21 protein-coding genes are annotated in these 21,271 nt (G+C 64.4%); 11 read left to right on the forward strand and 10 right to left on the reverse strand.

Going from position 1 to position 21,271, the window contains the following annotated elements:
- From AC3WK8_RS06105 to AC3WK8_RS06115, 3 genes are all read right to left on the reverse strand, one after another.
- Nucleotides 1–783 (reverse strand): transporter substrate-binding domain-containing protein, encoded by a 783-nt coding sequence (locus tag AC3WK8_RS06105; RefSeq protein ID WP_031321029.1) that lies wholly within the window; start codon nt 781–783, stop codon nt 1–3.
- A gap of 287 nt (nt 784–1,070) precedes the next feature.
- A complete protein-coding gene (locus AC3WK8_RS06110) occupies nt 1,071–3,500 on the reverse strand; it encodes a penicillin acylase family protein (RefSeq protein ID WP_103324187.1) in 2,430 nt (809 codons plus the stop codon).
- Nucleotides 3,501–3,646: 146 nt separating this feature from the next.
- On the reverse strand, nt 3,647–4,285 hold the full coding sequence (locus AC3WK8_RS06115; RefSeq protein WP_085599218.1) for a glutathione binding-like protein: 639 nt from the start codon (nt 4,283–4,285) through the stop codon (nt 3,647–3,649).
- A gap of 131 nt (nt 4,286–4,416) precedes the next feature.
- Here AC3WK8_RS06115 and AC3WK8_RS06120 point away from each other — a divergent pair, with 131 nt between their 5' ends.
- The gene (locus AC3WK8_RS06120) at nt 4,417–4,965 is read left to right on the forward strand and encodes a cysteine hydrolase family protein (RefSeq protein WP_103324188.1); all 549 of its coding nucleotides are present in this window, start codon (nt 4,417–4,419) and stop codon (nt 4,963–4,965) included.
- A gap of 53 nt (nt 4,966–5,018) precedes the next feature.
- On the opposite strand, the gene AC3WK8_RS06125 is transcribed toward AC3WK8_RS06120, so the two are convergent.
- The 4 genes from AC3WK8_RS06125 to AC3WK8_RS06140 form a co-directional block, all read right to left on the reverse strand.
- Nucleotides 5,019–5,213 (reverse strand): SEC-C metal-binding domain-containing protein, encoded by a 195-nt coding sequence (locus tag AC3WK8_RS06125; protein ID WP_031321030.1) that lies wholly within the window; start codon nt 5,211–5,213, stop codon nt 5,019–5,021.
- Nucleotides 5,214–5,219: 6 nt separating this feature from the next.
- Nucleotides 5,220–5,705: an LEA/WHy family protein gene (locus AC3WK8_RS06130; protein ID WP_085599214.1), complete on the reverse strand. Its 486-nt coding sequence runs from the start codon at nt 5,703–5,705 to the stop codon at nt 5,220–5,222.
- A gap of 66 nt (nt 5,706–5,771) precedes the next feature.
- On the reverse strand, nt 5,772–6,248 hold the full coding sequence (locus tag AC3WK8_RS06135) for a YchJ family protein (RefSeq protein WP_022642685.1): 477 nt from the start codon (nt 6,246–6,248) through the stop codon (nt 5,772–5,774).
- Between the two features lie 4 nt (nt 6,249–6,252).
- Nucleotides 6,253–6,750: a DUF6231 family protein gene (locus AC3WK8_RS06140; protein ID WP_103324189.1), complete on the reverse strand. Its 498-nt coding sequence runs from the start codon at nt 6,748–6,750 to the stop codon at nt 6,253–6,255.
- 189 nt (nt 6,751–6,939) lie between these two features.
- On the opposite strand from AC3WK8_RS06140, the gene AC3WK8_RS06145 reads away from it, so the two are divergent.
- The 3 genes from AC3WK8_RS06145 (at nt 6,940) to AC3WK8_RS06155 (ending at nt 8,851) form a co-directional block, all read left to right on the forward strand.
- Nucleotides 6,940–7,629, forward strand: coding sequence for a PA1041 family peptidoglycan-binding anchor lipoprotein (locus AC3WK8_RS06145; RefSeq protein ID WP_085599210.1), 690 nt, complete (start codon nt 6,940–6,942; stop codon nt 7,627–7,629).
- Nucleotides 7,630–7,821: 192 nt separating this feature from the next.
- The gene (locus AC3WK8_RS06150) at nt 7,822–8,100 is read left to right on the forward strand and encodes a DUF1145 domain-containing protein (protein ID WP_085599208.1); all 279 of its coding nucleotides are present in this window, start codon (nt 7,822–7,824) and stop codon (nt 8,098–8,100) included.
- The gene (locus tag AC3WK8_RS06155) at nt 8,093–8,851 is read left to right on the forward strand and encodes a hypothetical protein (RefSeq protein WP_022642689.1); all 759 of its coding nucleotides are present in this window, start codon (nt 8,093–8,095) and stop codon (nt 8,849–8,851) included. Before AC3WK8_RS06150 ends, AC3WK8_RS06155 begins: the two co-directional genes overlap by 8 nt.
- A 52-nt stretch (nt 8,852–8,903) precedes the next feature.
- Here the strand turns inward: AC3WK8_RS06155 and AC3WK8_RS06160 are convergent, their stop codons facing one another.
- Entirely contained in the window at nt 8,904–9,368 is a 465-nt protein-coding gene (locus AC3WK8_RS06160) for a CopD family protein (RefSeq protein ID WP_085599206.1), read from the reverse strand.
- A 99-nt stretch (nt 9,369–9,467) separates the two neighbouring features.
- Between AC3WK8_RS06160 and dinG the strand changes: the two genes are divergently transcribed.
- From dinG to pdxH, 5 genes are all read left to right on the forward strand, one after another.
- Nucleotides 9,468–11,612 (forward strand): ATP-dependent DNA helicase DinG, encoded by a 2,145-nt coding sequence (dinG, locus tag AC3WK8_RS06165; protein WP_085599204.1) that lies wholly within the window; start codon nt 9,468–9,470, stop codon nt 11,610–11,612.
- 350 nt (nt 11,613–11,962) lie between these two features.
- Nucleotides 11,963–14,323 (forward strand): beta-galactosidase, encoded by a 2,361-nt coding sequence (locus AC3WK8_RS06170; protein ID WP_103324190.1) that lies wholly within the window; start codon nt 11,963–11,965, stop codon nt 14,321–14,323.
- 105 nt (nt 14,324–14,428) lie between these two features.
- The gene (locus AC3WK8_RS06175) at nt 14,429–15,574 is read left to right on the forward strand and encodes a serine hydrolase domain-containing protein (RefSeq protein ID WP_103324191.1); all 1,146 of its coding nucleotides are present in this window, start codon (nt 14,429–14,431) and stop codon (nt 15,572–15,574) included.
- A gap of 140 nt (nt 15,575–15,714) precedes the next feature.
- Complete coding sequence (locus AC3WK8_RS06180) at nt 15,715–17,001, forward strand: OmpA family protein (RefSeq protein ID WP_103324192.1); 1,287 nt, start codon at nt 15,715–15,717, stop codon at nt 16,999–17,001.
- A 25-nt stretch (nt 17,002–17,026) separates the two neighbouring features.
- Nucleotides 17,027–17,674, forward strand: coding sequence for a pyridoxamine 5'-phosphate oxidase (pdxH, locus tag AC3WK8_RS06185; RefSeq protein ID WP_022642695.1), 648 nt, complete (start codon nt 17,027–17,029; stop codon nt 17,672–17,674).
- A gap of 10 nt (nt 17,675–17,684) precedes the next feature.
- Here the strand turns inward: pdxH and AC3WK8_RS06190 are convergent, their stop codons facing one another.
- Complete coding sequence (locus AC3WK8_RS06190) at nt 17,685–17,921, reverse strand: hypothetical protein (RefSeq protein ID WP_085599194.1); 237 nt, start codon at nt 17,919–17,921, stop codon at nt 17,685–17,687.
- A gap of 174 nt (nt 17,922–18,095) precedes the next feature.
- On the opposite strand from AC3WK8_RS06190, the gene AC3WK8_RS06195 reads away from it, so the two are divergent.
- The gene (locus AC3WK8_RS06195; protein WP_103324193.1) at nt 18,096–18,560 is read left to right on the forward strand and encodes an outer membrane lipoprotein; all 465 of its coding nucleotides are present in this window, start codon (nt 18,096–18,098) and stop codon (nt 18,558–18,560) included.
- Nucleotides 18,561–18,639: 79 nt separating this feature from the next.
- Here the strand turns inward: AC3WK8_RS06195 and nhaA are convergent, their stop codons facing one another.
- Complete coding sequence (gene nhaA, locus AC3WK8_RS06200; protein WP_022642698.1) at nt 18,640–19,827, reverse strand: Na+/H+ antiporter NhaA; 1,188 nt, start codon at nt 19,825–19,827, stop codon at nt 18,640–18,642.
- 322 nt (nt 19,828–20,149) lie between these two features.
- Here nhaA and AC3WK8_RS06205 point away from each other — a divergent pair, with 322 nt between their 5' ends.
- Entirely contained in the window at nt 20,150–21,244 is a 1,095-nt protein-coding gene (locus AC3WK8_RS06205) for a PLP-dependent cysteine synthase family protein (RefSeq protein WP_022642699.1), read from the forward strand.
- The last annotated feature ends 27 nt before the right edge of the window (nt 21,245–21,271 follow it).

Here is a 21,271-nt window from a genome sequence, read left to right on the forward strand (position 1 = left end):
TTATTTACCGCTGTAGAGGTTCAGGTCACCGAAGTGTTTTTTCTGGATGGTGGCGTAGGTGCCATCATCGTGTAACGCTTTGATACCTTTATCCAGGAGCGCTTTCAGCTCTTTGTTACCTTTGGAGATACCCACCGCGGTCTTGGCTGGCAGCAGGGGGTCGTCCACGGGTTTGCTGATCTCATAGTCGGCGCCCTGGGGCGACTTGAGGAAGCCCAGCTCGGCTTGCAGCATGTCCTGGATCGAGGCATCCAGGCGCCCGGAAGTCAGGTCGGCATAGACCTGGTCCTGGTTCTGGTAGGCCTGGGTCTTGATCCCGGCCTTGTCCAGCACGGCCTTGGCGTAGGCTTCCTGGATGGTGCCCTGCTCGTAACCGATGGTCTTGCCCTTGAGCGAGGCGGTGTCTTCGCTCAGCCCCGAGCCTTTCTTGAATACGAAGGCGGTGGGGCCGGAGAACAGCTCGTTGGAGAAGTCGATCACTTTTTCCCGGGCCGCAGTCACGGTCATGGACGAGATCACGCCATCGAACTTGTTGGCCTTGAGGCCAGGGATCATGCCGTCGAAGTCGCTTTCGACCCATTTGCACTTGACCTTCAGCTCGGCACAGATGGCGTTGCCCAGGTCGATGTCGAAGCCCACCAGGCTGCCGTCGGCGGCCTTGGATTCGAAAGGCGCATACGAAGGATCGACGCCGAAGCGCAGCTCCTTGTATTCCTTGGCCAGCGCCGAGCCGGCGGCCATGCACAGAGCCAGTGCAGAAAGGGTCAGCAATGCTTTTTTCATTATTCAATCCCTAAGAGCCGATATGAGCGCTTGTGGCGCATGAGTGCTGTTACTGCAACGCATAAGACTTAATGAAAGTAGCAATTTCCGAACCAGAGTCCCGAACAGCTGTTTTAAAAGCCAGGGGAGCCTTGGTGAGGCAGCGTTCGCGCTGAAAGAGGGCGGGTGCTCAGCTGGCGCTGAAGGAACGGCGGTGCCAGCCGGGGGATGGTTGCGTACAGGGTGCACGTTGTGGGGGCAGGCCCCGCTCGTACTGGGTGCACGAGCGGGGCGCAAGGGCGGGGGAGTTACTTGCCCGGGACCAGGGTCAGGCGGGTCTTGCCGTAGCTGCGCTCGAAGTTCTGCGGCTGCATCGGGAAGCTCAGGTACTGGGCCTTGAACCAGCCATCGATGCCATTGGCGTAGTGGGGGCTGGCCGGGTTGCCGGACTGGCCGCTGCTGTTGAGCCCCATCAAGGGCTCGCTGAGGCCGAAGTCGACGATCATGCGCAAGGCCGGGGCGGCGCTGACGGCAAAGTCCTGGCCCCAGCGGTACGGCGCGGCGTTGATGGTGTTGTGGTCGCCGCCGGCCTGCGATGGCCCGCGGATGGCCTTGCCGTCGTCGCCGATCCAGCTGTAGCTGTGCAGCTTGCCCCATTGCCAGGCCTTGCGATCGTTGCCCAGCAGTTGCTCGCCGGACTTGACCGCGGCGGCCAGGCTGCGGGCCAGGATCGCCGGCTTGTCTTCCTTCTGTGGCGTGCGCGGGTCGTCCCAGAACGGGCTGTCTTCCTGGCCCAGCAGGTGGTCGGCCTGGGCCGAGTAGGACAGGCTGCCGTTGGCGACGAAGGCCTGCCAGGGCGCGGCGGATTCCGGACCCAGCTTGTCGACGAAGATCTGCCGGGCGCTTTCCTGCAGGAACAGCTCGTACAGTGCCGCATCCGCCGAGCCGGCGCTGAGCTTGCCATCGAACGCCATCAGGCGGCTGTAGGCCTCGCGGGCCCTGGCCCGGTCGGCATCGGGCAGGGTGTCGATGGCCTTCTTCAGCGGTTGGGCCATGCCGGGGGCCTCGAACATCTTCTTCAGCTTGGTAGCGAACAGGGTGGTCTGGTCGTATTGCATGGCGATCAGGCTGCGGTTGTCCTGCTTGCCGCTGGAGGCGAGCTGGGCCAGGCGCTCGGCGCGTTCCGGGGCGTCCCAGGAGTTGGACAGCTGCATGCCGTAGCCACGGGAAATCACCCGCTGGTTGGCGATGGCGAGCCAGCCCTGGGCCGGATCCTGGTCGTAGGGGTGCAGCATCGGATCGGCATAACCGTCCCAGTCATACCGACCTTCCCAGCCAGGGGAGGGCAGCAGGCCTTCGCCTTCACGACGGTTGGGGAAGCGTCCGGTGACCTGCCAGCCGATGTGGCTGGCATCGGCGAACAGCAGGTTCAGGGCGATGGCGCGGATTTCCCGGCTGGCGTCCGAGGCCTTCTCGGCGCTCTGCGCCCGGGACAGGTCGAAGAACGCATCCAGGCTCCGGTCGTCCTTGAGCTCTGGCGTCTGCAGGGCCAAGCCCAGGCCGTTGGCCTGGCTGGCGCCCAGGGCGCTGTTGAGCAAGGGGCCGTGGCGGGTTTCGTACACCGCTTCGCGAAGCGGGCGCTGGCCCTTGACGAAGTAGGTCTCGTTGCGCACGGCCACCGGCTGCCATTTGCCGTTGTTCAAGTAGTACAGGGCATTGCCCTGGCGCTTGAGTTTTTCCAGGAACAGGTCCTGGGTGTCCCCCTGCACCGAGCTCAGGCTCCAGGCCACCTTGCCGTTGAAGCCCTGGAGGATCGCCGGCAAGCCGGGGATCGCAGCGCCGGCGGCCTGGTACTTGGGTGCGCGCAACTGGAGGTAGTGCCAGGCAGCGGCCTGGCTGTCGCTGGCCAGCAGGCTCCGGCCGTTGCGGCTGCGCTGGGGCGCGATGGCCAGGTCGCTGCCACCGCTCAGGCCCAGGGTGTTGAGCCGGGCCAACTGGCTGGCGGCGCGGCTGAGTTCGTCCAGGCCGGGGATCTCGAGGTTCAGGCCCTTGAGCTTCTCGGCTTCGGCCAGGGGCAGGGGCTCGTCGGGGTAGCTGGGGGTCAGCCAGGGCAGCTTGTCGCTGCCGACTTTGCGTGCCAGCACCAGGGCGTTGAGCTCTTCGAACAGGTTGGCGGATTGCCCGAAGTTCAGCAGGCAGAAGATCAGCGCCGAATCTTCGGGTTTCCAGTATTCGGGGGTGTAGCCGTGGGCCGCCAGGTCCGGCGGCAGCTTGTCGCGATAGCGGAACAGGTAGGCGTTGACGCCCCGCGCATAGACCTCGAAGAAGCGCTTGATCCGTGGCGAAGAGGCCTTGTATAGCTCGTCGGCGCTTTTCTTCAGGTTCACCGCGCGCATCAGGCGGTCGACGTCCAGGGCGTCGGCGCCGGACATTTCCGCCAGGCGGCCCTGGGCCAGCAGGCGCAGGGTCACCATCTGGCCGATGCGGTCGCCGGCATGGACGTAGCCCAGGCTGAACAGGGCATCGTGGAAGCTGTTGCTCTCGATCAGCGGCACGCCCACGGCGTTGCGGCGTATCGAGACGTTCTGGGCCAGGCCCTTGAGCGGTTGCACACCGGAGGTGGGAGGCAGGCTGTTCTGGGCGTTCCAGGACTGGCAACCGGCCAGGCTCAGGACGCCGGCTACTGCCGCGGCAACGCCGAATCGGGGAAGAACATGTGAGAAGGCTGGCGAGGCCATGGCAAAGCTCCTGCGGGGGGTAGCGTCGATAAAGGCGCTACGTTAGTGAGCAGGCGTGTGCCGCGCAAGCGGGGCGACAGGTATTTATCGCAGGCCCGGACGAAGGCCTGCGCCGCAGGGTTGCAGGAGCGCTTGCGGGGCCCGGTTCAGGTCGGGTTGACCCGTTCCACCAGGGCGTAGGCACGTTCGGTGGCCGGTCGCGCCTTGATGCCGTTGAACCAGCCATGCAGGTGCGGGAAGTCCTCGAGCCTCTGGCTCTGTTTCTTGTAGGAGGCGACCCAGGGGTAGATCGCCATGTCGGCGATGCTGTAGTCGCGGCCGGCGACGAAGGGCCGGTCCGCCAGGCGTCGATCCAGGACACCGTAGAGGCGGGCGGTTTCGTCCACGTAGCGCTTGACGGCGTAGGGGATCCGCTCCGGGGCGGCGTGGGCGAAATGATGGTTCTGCCCGGCCATCGGACCCAGGCCCCCCATCTGCCAGAACAGCCATTGCAGGGCTTCCTGGCGCCCGCGCAGGTCCTGGGGCAGGAAGCGGCCGGTCTTCTCCGCCAGGTACAACAGGATCGCCCCGGACTCGAACAGCGACAGTGGCGCGCCGCCGTCGGCCGGCTGGTGGTCGACGATGGCCGGGATGCGGTTGTTGGGCGCGATCTTGAGGAACTCGGCCTTGAATTGCTCGCCCAGGCCGATGTTGACCGGGTACAGGTTGTAGGGCAGCCCGGCTTCCTCGAGGAACAGCGAGATCTTGTGGCCGTTGGGGGTGGTCCAGTAGTACAGGTCGATCATGCAGCGCTCCAGGTGGATGTGACTTGTATAGGGACAACGAACCCCGGCATTGGATCTCGAGGGCTTGCCCGGGATTGTGGGGTAGTGTTGAAGTGGCAGCCTTCGAACGAATGTCCCAAGGACGAGCCTCCATGCCCCTTACCGCTGATACGGCGCTGATCATCATCGACCAGCAACAAGGCATCCTGCACCCCCGATTGGGGCCGCGCAACAACCCCCAGGCCGAGGAGCGCATGCTGCAGTTACTCGCCCACTGGCGTGAGCGCAACTGGCCGGTGGTCCATGTACAGCACCTGTCACGCTCGCCGGACTCGGTGTTCTGGCCCGGTCAGTCCGGGGTGGAGTTCCAGTCGCGATTTCGTCCCCAGGGGCAGGAGAAGCTGGTCCAGAAGCAGGTGCCGGATGCGTTTTGTGGCAACTCCCTGGACGCGGACCTGCGGGCTGCGGGGATCGGGCAAGTGGTGATCGTCGGCGTGGCCACCCACAACTCGGTGGAGTCCACGGCGCGCACTGCCGGCAACCTGGGATTCATGGTCTGGGTGGTGGCCGATGCCTGCTTCACCTTCGACAAGCCCGACTTTGCCGGACGGCTGCGGACTGCCGAGGAGGTGCATGCCATGTCACTGGCCAATCTGCATGGCGAATACGCCACGGTGGTGAACCTGGCGCAGCTGCTTTAGGCGCAGCAGCGCTTGCCGGCAAGGCCGCCGGCAGGCGTTGTTTCACGGCTGGATCAGGCGCCGTGGCACTTCTTGAACTTCTTGTTGCTGCCACATGGGCAGGGATCGTTGCGGCCGACATCTTTCAACGCGTTGCGCACCGGCTCCTGGTGGCCGTGGTTGCAATGCGGGCCGTGGACATGGCCATGGTCGTGATGGTCGTGATCGTGGTTGCAGTCAGGGCCATGGACATGGGGTTGCTGGGTCATTGAAGGTCACTCCGGGATAAAATCGCCGGGAATTATCACGCCATTGCGCTTCAGGTGCACGTCTTTGCCGATGAATAATCCCACTTCCAGCTCGCCTTCCAGGCGATAGGGAATCGGCCGGTCGGGCTTGTGCAGGAGTTTCACCAGGTCACGGATCTGCGGCCACAGGTTGGTGCGCACCGGCACCTTGAAATAGCGACTGCTATGGGGTGTGACGGTGAACCAGTGCTCATGCTCGCCATCGCTGAGCAAAAAGCGCTCCAGGTAGACCCGGTAGGTCAGGCGGCGCACGGTCAGGTCTTCGTCGTTGGGGTTGTCCACCCGCAAGTGCAGGGTGAAGCGCTGCTCCAGCAAGTTGGCCTTGACCACCTCGACCTTGACCAGGTGCACCTCGGGATCGATGTCTTCGTCGGTGAACCACGACACGCAGCCGGACAGGCCCAGCATCCCGAGCAGGCAGAGAATTGGTAGCAGGCGCAGCTCACCGATCATCGCAGGGCTCCTTTTGGTCTCCCCTGTATCCATCCTGGATCGGGGCTGATCGTGGCGGACGAGGGGTCAGCGGCTGAAGTAGCCCGCGCAGCACTTCTTGTATTTCTGCCCGCTGCCGCAGGGGCAGGCATCGTTGCGCGAGGCCTTGAGTTGCACCGTGGGGTCGATGAAGTACCAGCGGCCCTGGTTCTGCACGAACGACGAGCGTTCGCGATGGCTGTGCTCGCCCTGGCTGTCGTGCCAGCGGGCGGTGAAGGTGACGAAGGCATGCTCGGGCTGGCCGCCGAATACCTCCGAGTTTTCCACCTGCAAGCCCAGCCAGGTGCTTTGGGCGCTCCAGTCGCTGATGGATTGGCGATCCAGCCCTGCCTGTTGGGCCGGCAGGGTGGTGGCTACCAGGTAGTCCACCTGCCCCAGCACATAGGCGCTGTAGCGCGAGCGCATCAGGGCCTCGGCGCAGGGCGCGGGATGGCCGGCATGGTAATGGCCGCAGCAGGCGTCCAGCAGGTTGCCGCTGCCGCAGGGACAGATCGAAGCGCTCATCGTGTTACCACCAGTACTTTCCAAAATTTTCCGGGTTCGCCCAGAAGCGTGAATTGAGCCAATCGGGCACTTGCTTGTATTCAAGCAGATCGTAGGTAAACAGCGTCAGCACCTGTTGCTCCCGCTGGAAGCGCTCGCCGGCTTGCAGGGCCAGGGAGAAGAAGTCGGTTTCCTGCCAGCCGCAGGCGGCCAGGTCGGCCAGCACGGCGATGCGGCTGGCGTTGAGGTTGCGGATGCCTCCAAGCAGGTTCTGGCCCTCGCGCTTGGGCAGGTGCTCCAGGCAATCCACCACCAGGGCCAGGTCGAAACGCTGCGCGGCCAGGTCGGTGGGCAAGGGCCCGGGGGCGGCCTGGGCCACTTCGGTGGCCGGATGGGCGGCCTTGAACGCGGCCAGGGCAGGAAAGTCGCTGGCGCCGATCAGCAGCAGCCTTTGCGGTGCATAACGGTCCAGCAAGGCAGCCAGTGCCTGCTGCGGGGTACGGGCAGAAATACCGACGCTCATCATCGCTCCTCGATCAGAGCGTCCAAGACTAGCTTGCCGGCATCCGCGGGCCTAGAGCGGTTCTTCATTTATTCGCGAGCCCCCGTGTTTACGGGGCGAAACAGGCGCTGGCGGTTTGCTGGCGCGGGCTTTCGGCCGGGTCTTTACTCCGTGAATCGGCCCTCGAGCCGATCCCTCAGGAGAAATCAGATGAGCATCATTCGTACGGCAGTACCCCTGGTTCTGTTGACCGGTGTGTTGACTGGTTGTGCAGGTTTGCAAAAAACCGACTGGCCGATCTGCGCCGCGGTAGGCGGCGTCACCGGCGCGGCGCTGGGCGCCACCGAAAGCTCGGCGTGGGCGGGCGGTGGCGCACTGGTTGTCGGTGGCTTGGCGGGAGCCTATTGCTGGGTGCATGGCGATGGCGACGAGGATGGCGATGGCGTTCCGGACAGCCGTGACAAGTGCCCGCATACGCCCAAGGGCGTGCAGGTCGATGCCAGCGGCTGCCCACTGCCTCCTCCCGTGGTGGAAGAAGTCGTGGTGGTCAAGGAAGAAACCATCGTCGTGCGCGATGTGCACTTCCACTTCGACTCGGCCAAGCTGACCGAGGCCGACAAGACCAAGCTCAACACCATAGTGACTCGCCTGAAGCAAGAGTCGGCCTCGGCACAACTGCGGGTGACGGGGCATACCGACAGCGTCGGCAAGGCGGCCTACAACCAGAAACTCTCGGATAAACGCGCTCACTCGGTGGTGGAGTACTTGATCCAGAGCGGTATTCCCCGTGCCAGCTTCGTCTCGGTGACCGGCGCCGGAGCCAGCCAACCCGTGGCGGACAACAAGACCACAGAAGGACGGGCCATGAACCGTCGCACGGAAATCCAGATCAATCGTTGAGTAGATACGCCCGGCGCGGGCTGAGGTGCCGCGCCGGGGCGTCCGAGCGTGGCATGGGGGAGGCGGGCGCAGCGATCCTCGTCGATCCGGTTGCTAACGCACTGTTGTGGGAAGAATTTTCGTCTCCCTCTGGCTTATCCCGGTAATAAGTCGTTACTGTGCGCGCAAAGAAGAACCTACAAGGGGGGGTATATGAAGGTCTTATGGGGGCTGGGGAAGTTTCTGACCCTGGTGTTTTGGCTGGTTGTGTTGATCAACCTGGCCAGGCCGTTGATCAATCCACTGCACTTGCTGGTCAACCTGGCGGGCAGCCTGTTGCTGCTGACCCATCTGTTGGAGCTGGTGCTGTTCAACGGCAGCCTCAAGGGCCGTGCCCATCCTTGGCGTGATCGCCTGCAAATCCTGCTGGTAGGTATTTTCCATCTGCAGACCCTTCCAGCCCCCGTTATCGTCGAGGCCGATCATGCGTAAGCTCTGCCCGCTGCTCCTGTTCTTCAGCCCCCTGGTCCTGGCCCAGGAGGTCAGGGTCGAAACCAATTCCTTCATGCGCTTGCCCAATACCGCCAGCAGCCTGGTCCTGGAACGCTTGGACGTGGCCGACTTCGCTACCTTGCTGGTGCCAGCCAATGTCACTGAACTCAAGGTCGAGGACCTGCACCTGGGGCGCGAGGCGCGGATCGCCATAGTGCCCACCGGGCAGAGCCTGCATCTGGTGATTCAGCGGGCACAATTGGACGAGGGTAGTCAGTTCACCTCCCGGGGGGCGCCGGGGACCTATGAAAAGACCGCCAAGCCCGGTCGCAACCTGAACCTGCGGATCGAGTCGCTAAAGGCCCAGGAGCTGTCGGTGGATGCCCGGGGCGGCACCGGGGCGCCGGGTTATGTCGGCCTGGACGGAGCCAATGGTGATGAACCAGGCTGTACCTGGGGCCAGGCCGGACGTGGTGCCGATGGGGACAATGGCGGCAATGGCCACCCGGGTGCGGCGGGTGGCCAGGTACGCCTGGAGCTGCCGCGGGATTTCCCCGACGAGCAGATCAAGGTCTGGGTCGATGGCGGTGCCGGCGGTTTGGCCGGGGCCGGTGGCAAGCCGGGCGCGGGCGGTAAATCCAAGGGCTGCCTGGTCTACCGGGCCGACGGTGGCAAGGGCGGACGTCCCGGTGCCCAGGGCGAACCGGGTCCGGAAGGCGTGGCGGGCTCGCTGACCGTGCAGCGTCTGTAACCGGCTTTGCCAGGTGTCATGCCCATCGCCCGCTCCTGCGGGCGATCGCGTTTCAGAAGCTCGGCCGGGCAGCCGCCAGGGCCACCAGCAGCAGGCCGATGATCAGGTTGATACCCACCAGGCGGCGGATCCGCCCGAGCACCGCGGCACCGGCCGGCCAGTCCTGGGCCGCCACCGCCTGGCGCAACTCCGGCAGTTGCAGCGACTGGATACGGATGAACAGCGCGGTCATCACCAGGTACAGGCCCATCATGATGTGCACATAGCGCGGTGCGGTTTCAAAGCCATTGAACCGCAGGTGCAGCAGGCCGATGCCGCTGATCGGCAAGATCACCACTGCCGCCCAGACCCAGGCGAAGAACCGCGGGAACACCTGGGCCCACAGCTGGAGCCGCTGGGGCCCCTCCAGGGCCACCACGGCGGCGGGCCGCAGGACCATCCAGGCGAAGAACATGCCGCCGACCCAGACCAGGGCGGCCAGGACGTGCAGGCTGTAGGCGAGGGCGAAAGCGGTCATTCGGGTACTCCGTTCTGCGCAGGATGAATTAGCGGGGTATGATAGCGGCCGATTCGAACCACTGAAAATTTATCCAGCGTTTTGTGCGCCTGAAGAATCATGATCAGCAACGAACTCAAAACCACGATCCAGGGCGCCTACTCGCGTTTTCTCGAAGCCAAGAGCCTCAAGCCGCGTTATGGCCAGCGCCTGATGATCGCCGAGGTGGCCAAGGTCCTGGGTGACGTCGATACCGACGACGAGGGCCGGCGCAGCGGCGATCCGGCGGTGGTCGCGGTAGAGGCCGGCACCGGTACCGGCAAGACCGTGGCCTACAGCCTGGCGGCGATCCCCACGGCCAAGGCCGCCGGCAAGCGCCTGGTGATCGCCACCGCCACCGTCGCCCTGCAGGAGCAGATCGTCTACAAGGACCTGCCCGACCTGATGCGCAACAGCGGCTTGAACTTCAGCTTCGCCCTGGCCAAGGGGCGCGGGCGCTATATGTGCCTGTCCAAGCTCGACATGCTCCTGCAGGAAGGCCACGCGCAGACCGCCACCGCCCAGCTGTTCGAAGAAGAAGGCTTCAAGATCGAGGTGGACGAGGCGAGCCAGAAGCTGTTCACCAGCATGATCGAGAAACTGGCCGGCAATAAATGGGACGGCGACCGCGACAGTTGGCCCAACGCCCTGGAAGACGCCGACTGGGCGCGCCTGACCACCGACCACAGCCAGTGCACCAACCGCCATTGCCCCAACTTCGGCCAGTGCGCCTTCTACAAGGCCCGGGAAGGCATGGGCAAGGTCGACGTGATCGTCACCAACCACGACATGGTCCTGGCCGACCTGGCCCTGGGCGGCGGTGCGGTGCTGCCCGACCCCCGCGATACCCTCTATGTGTTCGACGAAGGCCATCACCTGCCGGACAAGGCCATCGGCCACTTCGCCCACTACACCCGGTTGCGCTCCACCGCCGACTGGCTGGAGCAGACCGCCAAGAACCTCACCAAGCTCCTGGCCCAGCACCCGCTGCCGGGCGACCTGGGGCGGCTGATCGAGCAGGTGCCGGAGCTGGCGCGGGAGATCAAGACCCAACAACAGTTCATGTTCACCGCCTGCGAGCAGATCGCCGACTTCAAGACCGGTGAAGACATGGAAGGCCGCGAGCGGCCGCGCCATCGTTTTGTCGGCGGGCTGATTCCCGAGCACATGCGCGAGATGGGTATCGAGCTGAAGAAAGGCTTCTCGCGCCTGACCGACCTCTTCACTCGCCTGACCGACCTGCTCAAGGAAGGCATGGACGGCGAGGTCAACATCGGCATCGCCAGCAACCAGGCCGAGGAGTGGTATCCGCTGTTCGGCAGCCTGCTGGCCCGAGCCTCGGGCAACTGGGAACTGTGGACGGCCTTCACCGTCGAGGACCCGGAGGACAACCCGCCCATGGCCCGCTGGTTGACCCTGGCCGAGAGCGGCTCGCTGTTCGATATCGAGGTCAACGCCAGCCCGATCCTGGCCGCGGAAATGCTGCGCCGCAATTTGTGGAACGTGGCCTACGGCGCCCTCGTAACCTCGGCGACCCTGACCGCCCTGGGCACTTTCGACCGCTTCCGCATGCGTGCCGGCTTGCCGAAGAAGGCCGTCACCGCTGTGGTCCCCAGCCCGTTCCACCATGCCGACGCCGGCGTGCTGCGGGTTCCCGACCTGCGGGCCGACCCGCGGGATGCCGCGGCCCATACCGCAGCGATCATCCGCGACCTGCCGGAACTGGTGGAAGGCTCCCGGGGCAGCCTGGTGCTGTTCTCTTCGCGCAAGCAGATGCAGGACGTGTTCGACGGCCTGGATCGCGACTGGCGCAAGCAGGTGTTCATCCAGGGCAACCTGTCCAAGCAGGAGACCCTCAACAAGCACAAGGCCCGGGTCGATGGTGGTGATTCCAGTGTGTTGTTCGGCCTGGCCAGCTTCGCCGAAGGGGTGGACTTGCCTGGCGCCTATTGCGAGCACGTGGTGATCGCCAAGATCCCGTTCTCGGTACCGGACGATCCGGTGGAGGCTGCGCTGGCGGAGTGGATCGAGGCCCGGGGCGGCAACCCGTTCATGGAAATCTCGGTGCCGGATGCCTCCCTCAAGCTGGTCCAGGCTTGCGGCCGGCTGCTGCGTACCGAGCAAGACCGCGGCACCATCACCTTGTTGGATCGGCGCCTGGTCACCCAGCGCTATGGCAAGGCGATCCTCAATGCCCTGCCGCCTTTTCGCCGGGAAATATCTTAGTCGACCGTTGAAAAACTACCTGCGTTGCCATCGCTGCGTTAAAAACAGGCTGGTGCGCCAGCCCGGTCAAAATGCTCATTTACCACTCGTGAATTGCGCTTTTTCGCCTGTTTTTTGCCTTGCGCTGACTGCCTTGCCTACGTTTTTCAACGGCCTGTTCGGCCGGCCGGCGCCGCAATACGCCGGGCAGGCGAGCACGCCGCCCGGCGAGGGCTTGGGTATCCACGTCGCCCAAGGTCTTTTCACGGGTTTACCGGGCAGGGCCGCACCTTTGCGCACCCTGCTGTCTATTTCACTTCAATGCTTGAGCACCGGCCGCCCAGCGGCCCTACAAGGAGAAACCGGCCCATATGATTCGCCGCTCGTTGCCCGTCGTACTTGCCCTGTTGTTTGCCGCGCCTGTGTTGGCGGCCCCTGCCGGACAACAAACGTTGTTCAACTTTGTCCGCCCGGCCTCCGTGGTGCAGGTGGCGACCCAGGATGCCAACCTGCCGCAGTACAACGCCGAACAAACGGCCGAAGGTGAAGTGCTGCGGCGGGTGACGTTCAACCCGACACTGCGTCCCAGCTTGCGCCTGAGCCCCCAGGCGGGGGCCTGGGACTGGTCGCAGTCGGGGCTGATGAGCCTGCGTATCCAGAGTGCGATGGACTGGGCCCTGACCCTCTACGTGACCATCCAGAGCAACGATGGCCAGACCCTGGTCAGCCGGGTCGACTTGCCCGCCGGCCCGGCGCAGACGCTGCTGGTGCCCTTGGTGGCCAGCAGTGCCCTGGAGCAGGGCATGAAGGCCGCGCCGCCGATGCCCATGACCGTGGACGGCCAACGCATCCTGTTGGCCAGCAGCGAAGGGCAGCTGGACCGCAGCCAGGTGGTGTCGGTGACCCTGTCCCTGGACAACCCCAAGGCTTCGCAAAGCATCCTTCTCGAGCGTTTCGGCGTGCAGGACGGCGAGGGCGTGGTTCGCGCCGTGTATGGCTCCCTGGTGGACGGCTATGGCCAGTCGACCCGGGACCGCTGGCCGGAGAAGGTCGCCAGCGACGAGCAACTCAAATCCGCCGCCAGCAAGGAGCAGCAACAGCTCAAGGGCTGGCTCGCCGAGCGTGAAAAGGCCCCCCTGGACCGCTTCGGCGGCCTGAGCCAGGGGCCGGTCTTCAAGGCCAGCGGCTTCTTTCGTACCCAGAAACGTGATGGCCGCTGGTTCCTGGTGACTCCCGAGGGGCATCCGTTCTATTCCCTGGGGGTCAACACCTTGGCTGCGGACAACAACCGCACCTATGTCGCCGGGCGCGAATGGATGTTCAGCGACCTGCCCAAGGACGGCGAGCCGCTGGCGGCCTATTACGGTGATGGCGACAACCGTGGCGGCAACGGCTCCGACCGCGGGCGGGGCTACAACAGCGGGCGCTGGTACGACTTCTACCGGGCCAACCTGCAGCGTACTTATGGCGCACCTTGCGCCGCTGCTGGCGCGGCCGTGTCGGCGTCCGACCAGGCGACGCCCTGCGCGGCACCGGGGTTCGACCAGAAGCGCTGGCTCGGCCACACCCTGGACCGCCTGCAAGCCTGGGGCTTCAACACCATCGGCAACTGGAGCGCGCCGGCCCTGGGCCTGGCCGATCGGGTGCCCTACACCTTGCCACTGTCGATCGTCGGTGATTACGCCAGCATCAGTACCGGCAGCGACTGGTGGGGCGGCATGCCCGACCCCTTCGATCCACGCTTTGCCATGGCCACCGAGCGCGCCGTGGCCATCGCCGCCCGGGATCATCGTGACGATCCGTGGCTGATCGGCTACTTCGCCGACAACGAACTGGCCTGGGCAGGTCCGGGAAATGACGCGAAATCCCGCTTCGCCCTGGCCTACGGTACTTTGCGCCTGACCACCGATGTCCCGGCCAAGCGCGCCTTCCTCAAGCAACTGCGCGACAAGTATCGCAACCAACAGGGGCTGTCCAAGGCCTGGGGTATCGATCTGCCGGCCTGGGAGTTGCTGGAAGACCCGGGCTTCGAGGCGCCGTTGCCAAGCCCCGAGCATCCCGAGATCGAGGCCGACTACCGGCATTTCCAGCGAGTCTTCGCCGATACCTATTTCAAGACCATCGCCGATTCGTTGAAGTGGCACGCCCCCAACCACCTGCTGCTGGGAGGGCGGTTTGCCGTCAGCACACCTGAGGCGGTGGCTTCCTGTGCCCAGTATTGCGACGTGCTGAGCTTCAACATGTACACCCTCAAGCCCCAGGACGGGCAGGATTTCACCTACCTGCGCAGTCTCGACAAGCCGGTGCTGGTCACCGAGTTCAACTTCGGTTCCCGGGATCGCGGCCCGTTCTGGGGCGCCGTCACTGAACTGGCCCGGGAGGAGGAGCGGGGGCCGGCTTATGCCAACTTCCTCAAACAGGCACTGAGCGAGCCGTCCATCGTCGGAGTGCACTGGTTCCAGTACCTGGACCAGCCGGTGACCGGACGCCTGCTGGACGGTGAGAACGGTCATTTCGGCCTGGTGGGTATTACCGATGTGCCGTTCCAGGGCTTCGTCGAGGCCGTGCGCAGGGGCAACCTGCTGGCGCTGGAGCAACTGGGCAAGGCCGCGCAGCTCGCTCGGGCCCAGGCCGAGCAGGCCGCCGCCAGCGGGCCTGCGGCGGAAAACCGGGACGTACCGAGTGCCAGGCCCGAAGCGCACGCCGGTGGCCATTCCGGCAACGGCCACTGAGGACTTTCGGGCCCTGCTCAGGTAGGACCTGGTTGTTCCCAAATTCCCTTGGGGCTGAAACAATGCGCGCCACGTTGCCGAGCATTGTCGCAGGGGGATTCAGGGGTGCAGATTCAAGGTCATTACGAGCTCAAGTTCGAGGCGGTACGCGAGGCCTTCGCGGCGTTGTTCGAAGATCCCCAGGAGCGTGGCGCCGCGCTGTGCATCCAGGTCGGAGGGGAAACCGTGGTCGACCTCTGGGCCGGCACGGCCGACAAGGACGGCGCCGAGGCCTGGCACAGCGATACCATCGCCAACCTGTTTTCCTGCACCAAGACCTTTGCCGCGGTGACCGCGTTGCAGTTGGTGGCCGAGGGCAAGCTCAAGCTGGACGCGCCGGTGGCCGACTACTGGCCGGAATTCGCCGCGGCGGGCAAGGCGGCCATCACCTTGCGCCAGTTGCTGTGCCACCAGGCCGGGTTGCCGGCCCTGCGTGAGTTGCTGCCGCCACAGGCCCTGTACGAATGGCAGACCATGGTCGACGCCCTGGCCGCCGAGCAACCCTGGTGGACACCGGGGGAAGGTCACGGTTATGCCGCCATCACCTATGGCTGGTTGGTGGGCGAGCTGATTCGCCGGGCCGACGGCCGTGGCCCTGGCGAATCGATCGTGGCCCGGGTGGCCAAGCCCCTGGGGCTGGATTTCCATATCGGCCTGGCCGACGAGGAATTCCACCGGGTGGCGCATATCGCGCGCGGCAAGGGCAATGTCGGCGATGCCGCGGCCCAGCGCCTTTTGCAGGTGACCATGCGCGAGCCCGAAGCGATGACTACCCGGGCATTTACCAATCCACCGTCTATCATGACCAGCACCAATAAACCCGAGTGGCGGCGCATGCAGCAGCCCGCGGCCAACGGTCATGGCAACGCCCGCAGCCTCGCCGGCTTCTACAGCGGCTTGCTCGATGGCAGCTTGCTGGAGGCCGAGATGCTCGAGGAACTGACCCGGGAGCATAGCCTGGGCATGGACAAGACCCTGTTGACCCAGACCCGTTTCGGCTTGGGTTGCATGCTCGACCAGCCCCAGGTGGCCAACGCGACCTTTGGCCTGGGGGCACGGGCATTCGGGCATCCCGGGGCGGGGGGCTCCATCGGTTTTGCCGATCCGGAGCGCGACGTGGCTTTCGGTTTCGTCACCAACACCCTGGGTCCCTATGTGTTGATGGATCCGCGGGCACAGAAGTTGGTGCGAGTTTTGTCGGATTGTCTGTAAAAAGGTTGCTGTTAAGAACTTTTTTGCTTAAACATGCTTGAAAAGCTGCAGGACGGAACCCTGTGGCTTTTATAATTTCCAAGCGTCTGTTTGTAGCGGTTATTTAGACCGAACTTTTTATCTCATTTTGTGGATATCCCATGTCGTCGAACAAGTCTCTAGCCTTGGCCATTTGCCTGACCGTTACCGGTTGCGCACAAACCCCACAAAATGAAGCGGACGGCGGCCATTGGTGGTCGTTCGGAGGCGACAAGGCCGTCAGCAAGGAAGCCGTTCCTGCTCCTGCCGCTGAACAACCAGCCACGGCCGAGGCTGCTCCGGCAGCCCCCGCGGGCAAGCCGGCTGTCGCGGCCAAGGGCGCTCCGGCTGCCGCTGGCAAGACCACGGCTTCCGCCAAGCAGCCAGCGCCAGCGGCCAAGGCAGCCGCGCCAGCCAAGACTCCTGCAGGCAAGCCGGCAGCTCCTGCCGCCGAGCCGGCTCCGGTAGCGGCAGCTCCGGCCCCGGCCCCGGCCCCAGAGGCTGAGAACGCTTCGGCCAAGGCTGAAGATGGCAACTGGTGGTGGCCGTTTTCCTCTTCCAAGGAGGCCGACAAGCCGGTAGCCGAGGCCAAGAAGGCCGAAGCTGCTCCAGCTCCTGTCGTGGCCAAGGCCGCTGATGCCGAGAACCCATGGTGGTGGCCTTTCGGCAAGAGCCAGCCCAAGCCCCTGAGCAAGGTCAACGTGGCGGACATCCCGATGCCCGACCCGAAAATTACCCAGGCCTGGCTCGACGACTATGAACCGCGCCTGCGTGAAGCGGTGAAGGACAGCAAGCTGCAAGTGGAGCGTCGTGAGAACGTGCTGGTAGTCACCGCACTGGTGGACGCTTCCTTCAACCCGGATCGCCCGGCGATGCTGCTGCCGGTGACCCTGGGCCCGTTCACCCGCGTGGCCAAGGCTGTGGAAGGCGATCCGAAGACCGCCGTGCTGATTCTCGGCCATGCCGATGCGACTGGTCCGACCCTGGCCAATCAGAAGCTGAGCCGTGACCGCGCCCAATCCGTGGCCGCGATCTTCAGCCTCAGCGGCCTGAAGCAGGACCGCCTGATGCTGCGTGGCATGGGCGCGGTGATGCCGCGTGCCGCCAACGACAGCCCGCAAGGCCGTTCGTTGAACCGTCGGGTGGAAATCATGCTGACCCAGCGCAGCACCCTGTTGGGCCTGCTGAGCAAGTACAACCAGCCGACCCCATCCGAAACCGAAATGGTCGCTATCCAGGACGCCAAGCCAACGGTCCCGGCTCCGGCCAGCAAGAAGGCGGCAGCCCCGGCGAAGAAGTCCACCGTGGCCAAGAAACCCGCAGCCAAGCCTGCGGCCAAGAAGGCTCCGGCCAAGAAGACCGTGGCCGCGGCCAAGAACCCGACGGCTACCGCCCAGGCCAAGAACTGATCTTCCAGGATAAGGAACAGCAGGCATGACCCAGTCTCTGGCTGACATGCGTCGCGACTACGCTCGCGACGGCTTGTCCGAGGCCCAGGCTCCGGCCGAACCCTTCGCACTGTTTCATCAGTGGTTCGCCGAAGCGGTGCAGACCGAGCAGCCACCGGTGGAAGCCAATGCCATGACCCTGGCGACCGTCGATGCCGACGGTCGTCCCCATTGCCGCATCCTGTTGCTCAAGGGACTGGATGAGCAGGGTTTCACCTTCTTCACCAACTATGAGAGCGCCAAGGGCCAGCAGCTGGCCGCGCGGCCTTTTGCCGCCATGACGTTCTTCTGGCCGACCCTGGAGCGCCAGGTGCGGATCGAGGGACGGGTGGTCAAGGTCTCTGCCGAGGAATCCGATGCCTATTATCAGGTACGTCCCTTGGGCAGCCGCCTGGGCGCCTGGGCATCACCGCAGAGCCGGGTGATTGCCGATCGTGGTGAGCTGCAGGAGCTGCTCAAGGCCACCGAGGCACGCTTCAGTGACAGCCAGCCCGACTGTCCGGAGCACTGGGGTGGTTACCGGTTGTTGCCGGAGCGTATCGAGTTCTGGCAGGGGCGCCCCAGTCGCCTGCATGATCGCTTGAACTATCGGCTACAGGACCTGCAGTGGGTGCGTGAGCGCCTCGCTCCCTGAAACTCTTGGATCACTCGCCGGGATAACCTGCCGCAGCGGCTTCCAGCCATTGCGGCAGGTCCCGGCGTTTTACTTTCTGGCGTTGGGCTTCGGCCAATTGTTGCAACATGTATTGCTTCTTCTGGGCGTCGGTCCCGGCCATCGACAACGCCAGGTCCCGGTCCGTCCAGCGCTTGATACGTACGTACAGCCACCAGTGAAAGTACAGGCCGGCGACCGTGACCACGAAGATGATGAAGTAATCCATGGAAAATCCCTTGTTCGATAGCGTTATGCTGGAGGCTGGGGCTACCGTAGCGAGAGCGTCCGGAGTACACGCAGCCTGTACTTGGGCTGAATGAAAGCAATTTTATCCGGGCGGCGCCGTGACAGGTGTCAAGCTGCGGAGTCTAATGATTTATTGTCCCTTGGAGTTGATCCTATGCGTAAGTCTGTTTTGCTGGTTGCGTCCTTCACCACGATGGCCATGTTGCTCGGCGGTTGCGCCTCCAACCTGACCGGTGATTCCTACTCTCGTGATGAAGCGCGTCGCGTGCAAACCGTACGTATGGGCACCATCGAATCCCTGCGTCCGGTGAAGATCGAAGGCACCAAGACCCCTATCGGCGGCGCCGCTGGCGCGGTGATCGGCGGCGTGGGCGGCAGCGCCATCGGCGGCGGTCGTGGCAGCATCGTCACTGCGGTCATCGGTGCCGTGGCGGGCGGCCTGCTCGGCTCGGCCACCGAGGAAGGGCTGACCCGTACCCAGGGCGTGGAGATCACCGTGCGTGAAGACGACGGCAGCATGCGTGCCTATGTACAGCAAGTTCAGGAAAACGAAGTGTTCCGTGTTGGCGACCGTATACGCATCATGAGCGTCAACGGTACCAGCCGTGTAACTCGCTGATTATCCTTCAGCCAAACAAAACCCCGGCCAGGCAACTGACCGGGGTTTTGTGTTTTCAGGCGGGGGAGAACTTCGCCGATCAGGACGCCAGGGAGGTGCTCTTGCGGCTGGCTGCGGCGGTGACGGCATAGCCGATCAGGGCGGCGAACAGCGAGCCGGTGAGGATGCCCATGCGATCCATGCCGGCATACTCGCTACTGCCCGGGACGAACGCCAGGGAGCCGACGAACAGGCTCATGGTGAAGCCGATCCCGCAGAGAATCGCCACGCCGAACACCTGGCCCCAGTTGGCCCCGGCCGGCAGGGCCGCAAGACCGGTCTTGACCGCCAGCCAGGTCAGGCCGAATACCCCGACCGTCTTGCCCAGCAGCAGGCCGACGGCGATGCCCATCGGCACGAAGTGGGTGAAGCTCTCGACGGTCACGCCGCTCAGCGACAAGCCGGCGTTGGCGAAGGCGAACAGTGGCAGGATGCCGAACGACACCCAGGGATGCAGTGCATGTTCCAGGGCCAGCAGCGGCGAAGGCTCGGCATTGCGGGTGCGCAAGGGAATGCAGAAGGCCAGGGTCACGCCCGCCAGGGTCGCGTGGACGCCGCTCTTGAGGACGCAGACCCAGAGGATCAGGCCGATGATCATGTAGGGCCCGAGCTTGACCACGCCCAGGCGGTTCATCGCCACCAGCGCCGCGATGCAGGCCGCCGCCAGCATCAGCGACAAGGTCGACAGGGCACCGGAATAGAAGATCGCGATGATCACGATGGCGCCCAGGTCATCGATGATCGCCAGGGTCATCAGGAACAGCTTCAGCGAGGTCGGTACCCGCTTGCCCAGCAGCGCCAGGACCCCGAGGGCGAAGGCGATGTCGGTGGCGGTGGGAATCGCCCAGCCGTTGAGGGCCGGCGGATTGTCGCGGTTGAGGAACCAGTAGATCAGCGCCGGCACCAGCATGCCGCCGATGGCCGCCGCCCCTGGCAGCACTACCTGCGAAGGCTTGGACAGCTGGCCGTCCAGGACTTCACGCTTGACCTCCAGGCCGATCAGCAGGAAGAACAGGGCCATCAGGCCGTCGTTGATCCACAGCAGCAGCGGCTTGGCGATCTTCAAGGCGCCGACCTGGGCCACCACCGGGGTTTCCAGCAGGCCGTTGTACAACCAGGACAGGGGCGAGTTGTTGATGATCAGCGCAAGGATGGCGGCAGCGATCAGCAACAGGCCGCTGGCTGCCTCCATGGCAAAGAAACGAGTGAAAGTACTACGCAGAGGCAAGGGGCGCTCTCCATCTAAAAGCAAACAAGGTGGCACACCCTAACCCGTACAGTTGGTTGTTAAAACAAAAGTTATATTCTTTTTTGTTATATGTAGAGGGCAAGCGGCCTGCTGAAAAACGCTCTTGGAAGTTGTGTTTCCAATTGCTTCACAGCTGTACCTGTCAGGGCTGCGAGTTATTTCCTAACATGTCCGGCGGCAGTGGGCCGCAGGGCTTTTCCATCCACGAAAAAATGCCAGCGGTCCCGGACCTGGATCTCCTGCGCCGGGTGCATTTCATCTTCTAGCGCCGGTATGGCGTTCGATCCGACGAGAATAGAACATGAGCGACAATCGCCAGTGGGCCCGCGAGGCCATCCGCATCATCGAAGCCGACTTCCAGCGCAGTGCCGACACCCATCTGATCCCCTTGCCCCTGGCCGGTCATCCGGGCATCGAACTGTATTTCAAGGACGAATCGAGCCATCCCACCGGCAGCCTCAAGCATCGCCTGGCCCGTTCGTTGTTCCTCTATGCCTTGTGCAATGGCTGGCTCAAGCCCGGGGCGCCGGTGATCGAAGCCTCCAGCGGCTCCACGGCGATCTCCGAAGCCTACTTCGCGCGACTGCTGGGCTTGCCCTTCATTGCGGTGATGCCGGCCACCACCTCCCAGGAGAAGATCGCCCAGATCGCCTTCTATGGCGGCAAGAGTCACCTGGTGCAGGACCCGACGCAGATCTATGCCGAGTCCGAGCGCCTGGCCCGCGAGAGTGGCGGACACTTCATGGACCAGTTCACCTATGCCGAGCGCGCCACCGACTGGCGGGCCAACAACAACATCGCTGAATCGATCTTCCAGCAATTGCGCTTCGAGCGTTACCCGGAGCCGGCCTGGCTGATCTCCAGTCCCGGCACTGGCGGTACCACCGCGACCCTGGGGCGCTACGTGCGCTATCGCCAGCACCAGACCCGGGTGCTGTGCGCCGATGCCGAACGCTCGGTGTTCTTCGACTACTACAACAGCGGCGATGCCAGCTTGCGCCTGGACTGCGGCTCACGGATCGAAGGCATCGGCCGGCCACGGGTCGAGGCTTCGTTCCTGCCCCAGGTGATCGACGCCATGGTCAAGGTCCCGGACGCCCTGTCCCTGGCCGCCATGCACTACCTGGCCCGGCGCCTGGGACGGCGGGTCGGTGGCTCCAGCGGGACCAACCTGGTGGGGGCGCTGATGGCCGCCCAGCAGATGGCCGCCGCTGGCGAGGCGGGATCGATCGTGGCGATTCTCTGTGACGGCGGTGAGCGTTATGCGACCACCTACTACGATGAACGCTGGCTGGCGGAGCAGGGCTATGAATTGGCGGAGTTGATCGAAGCGGTAGCGGCCAGTGTCGAGCAGGGAGCCGCCTTGCCTGCCAGCGTGTTGCGCGCCGGCATCTGAAGCCAAGGGGGAGCCGTTGCGGCTCCC

The organism is Pseudomonas sp. FW507-12TSA (assembly GCF_058781435.1).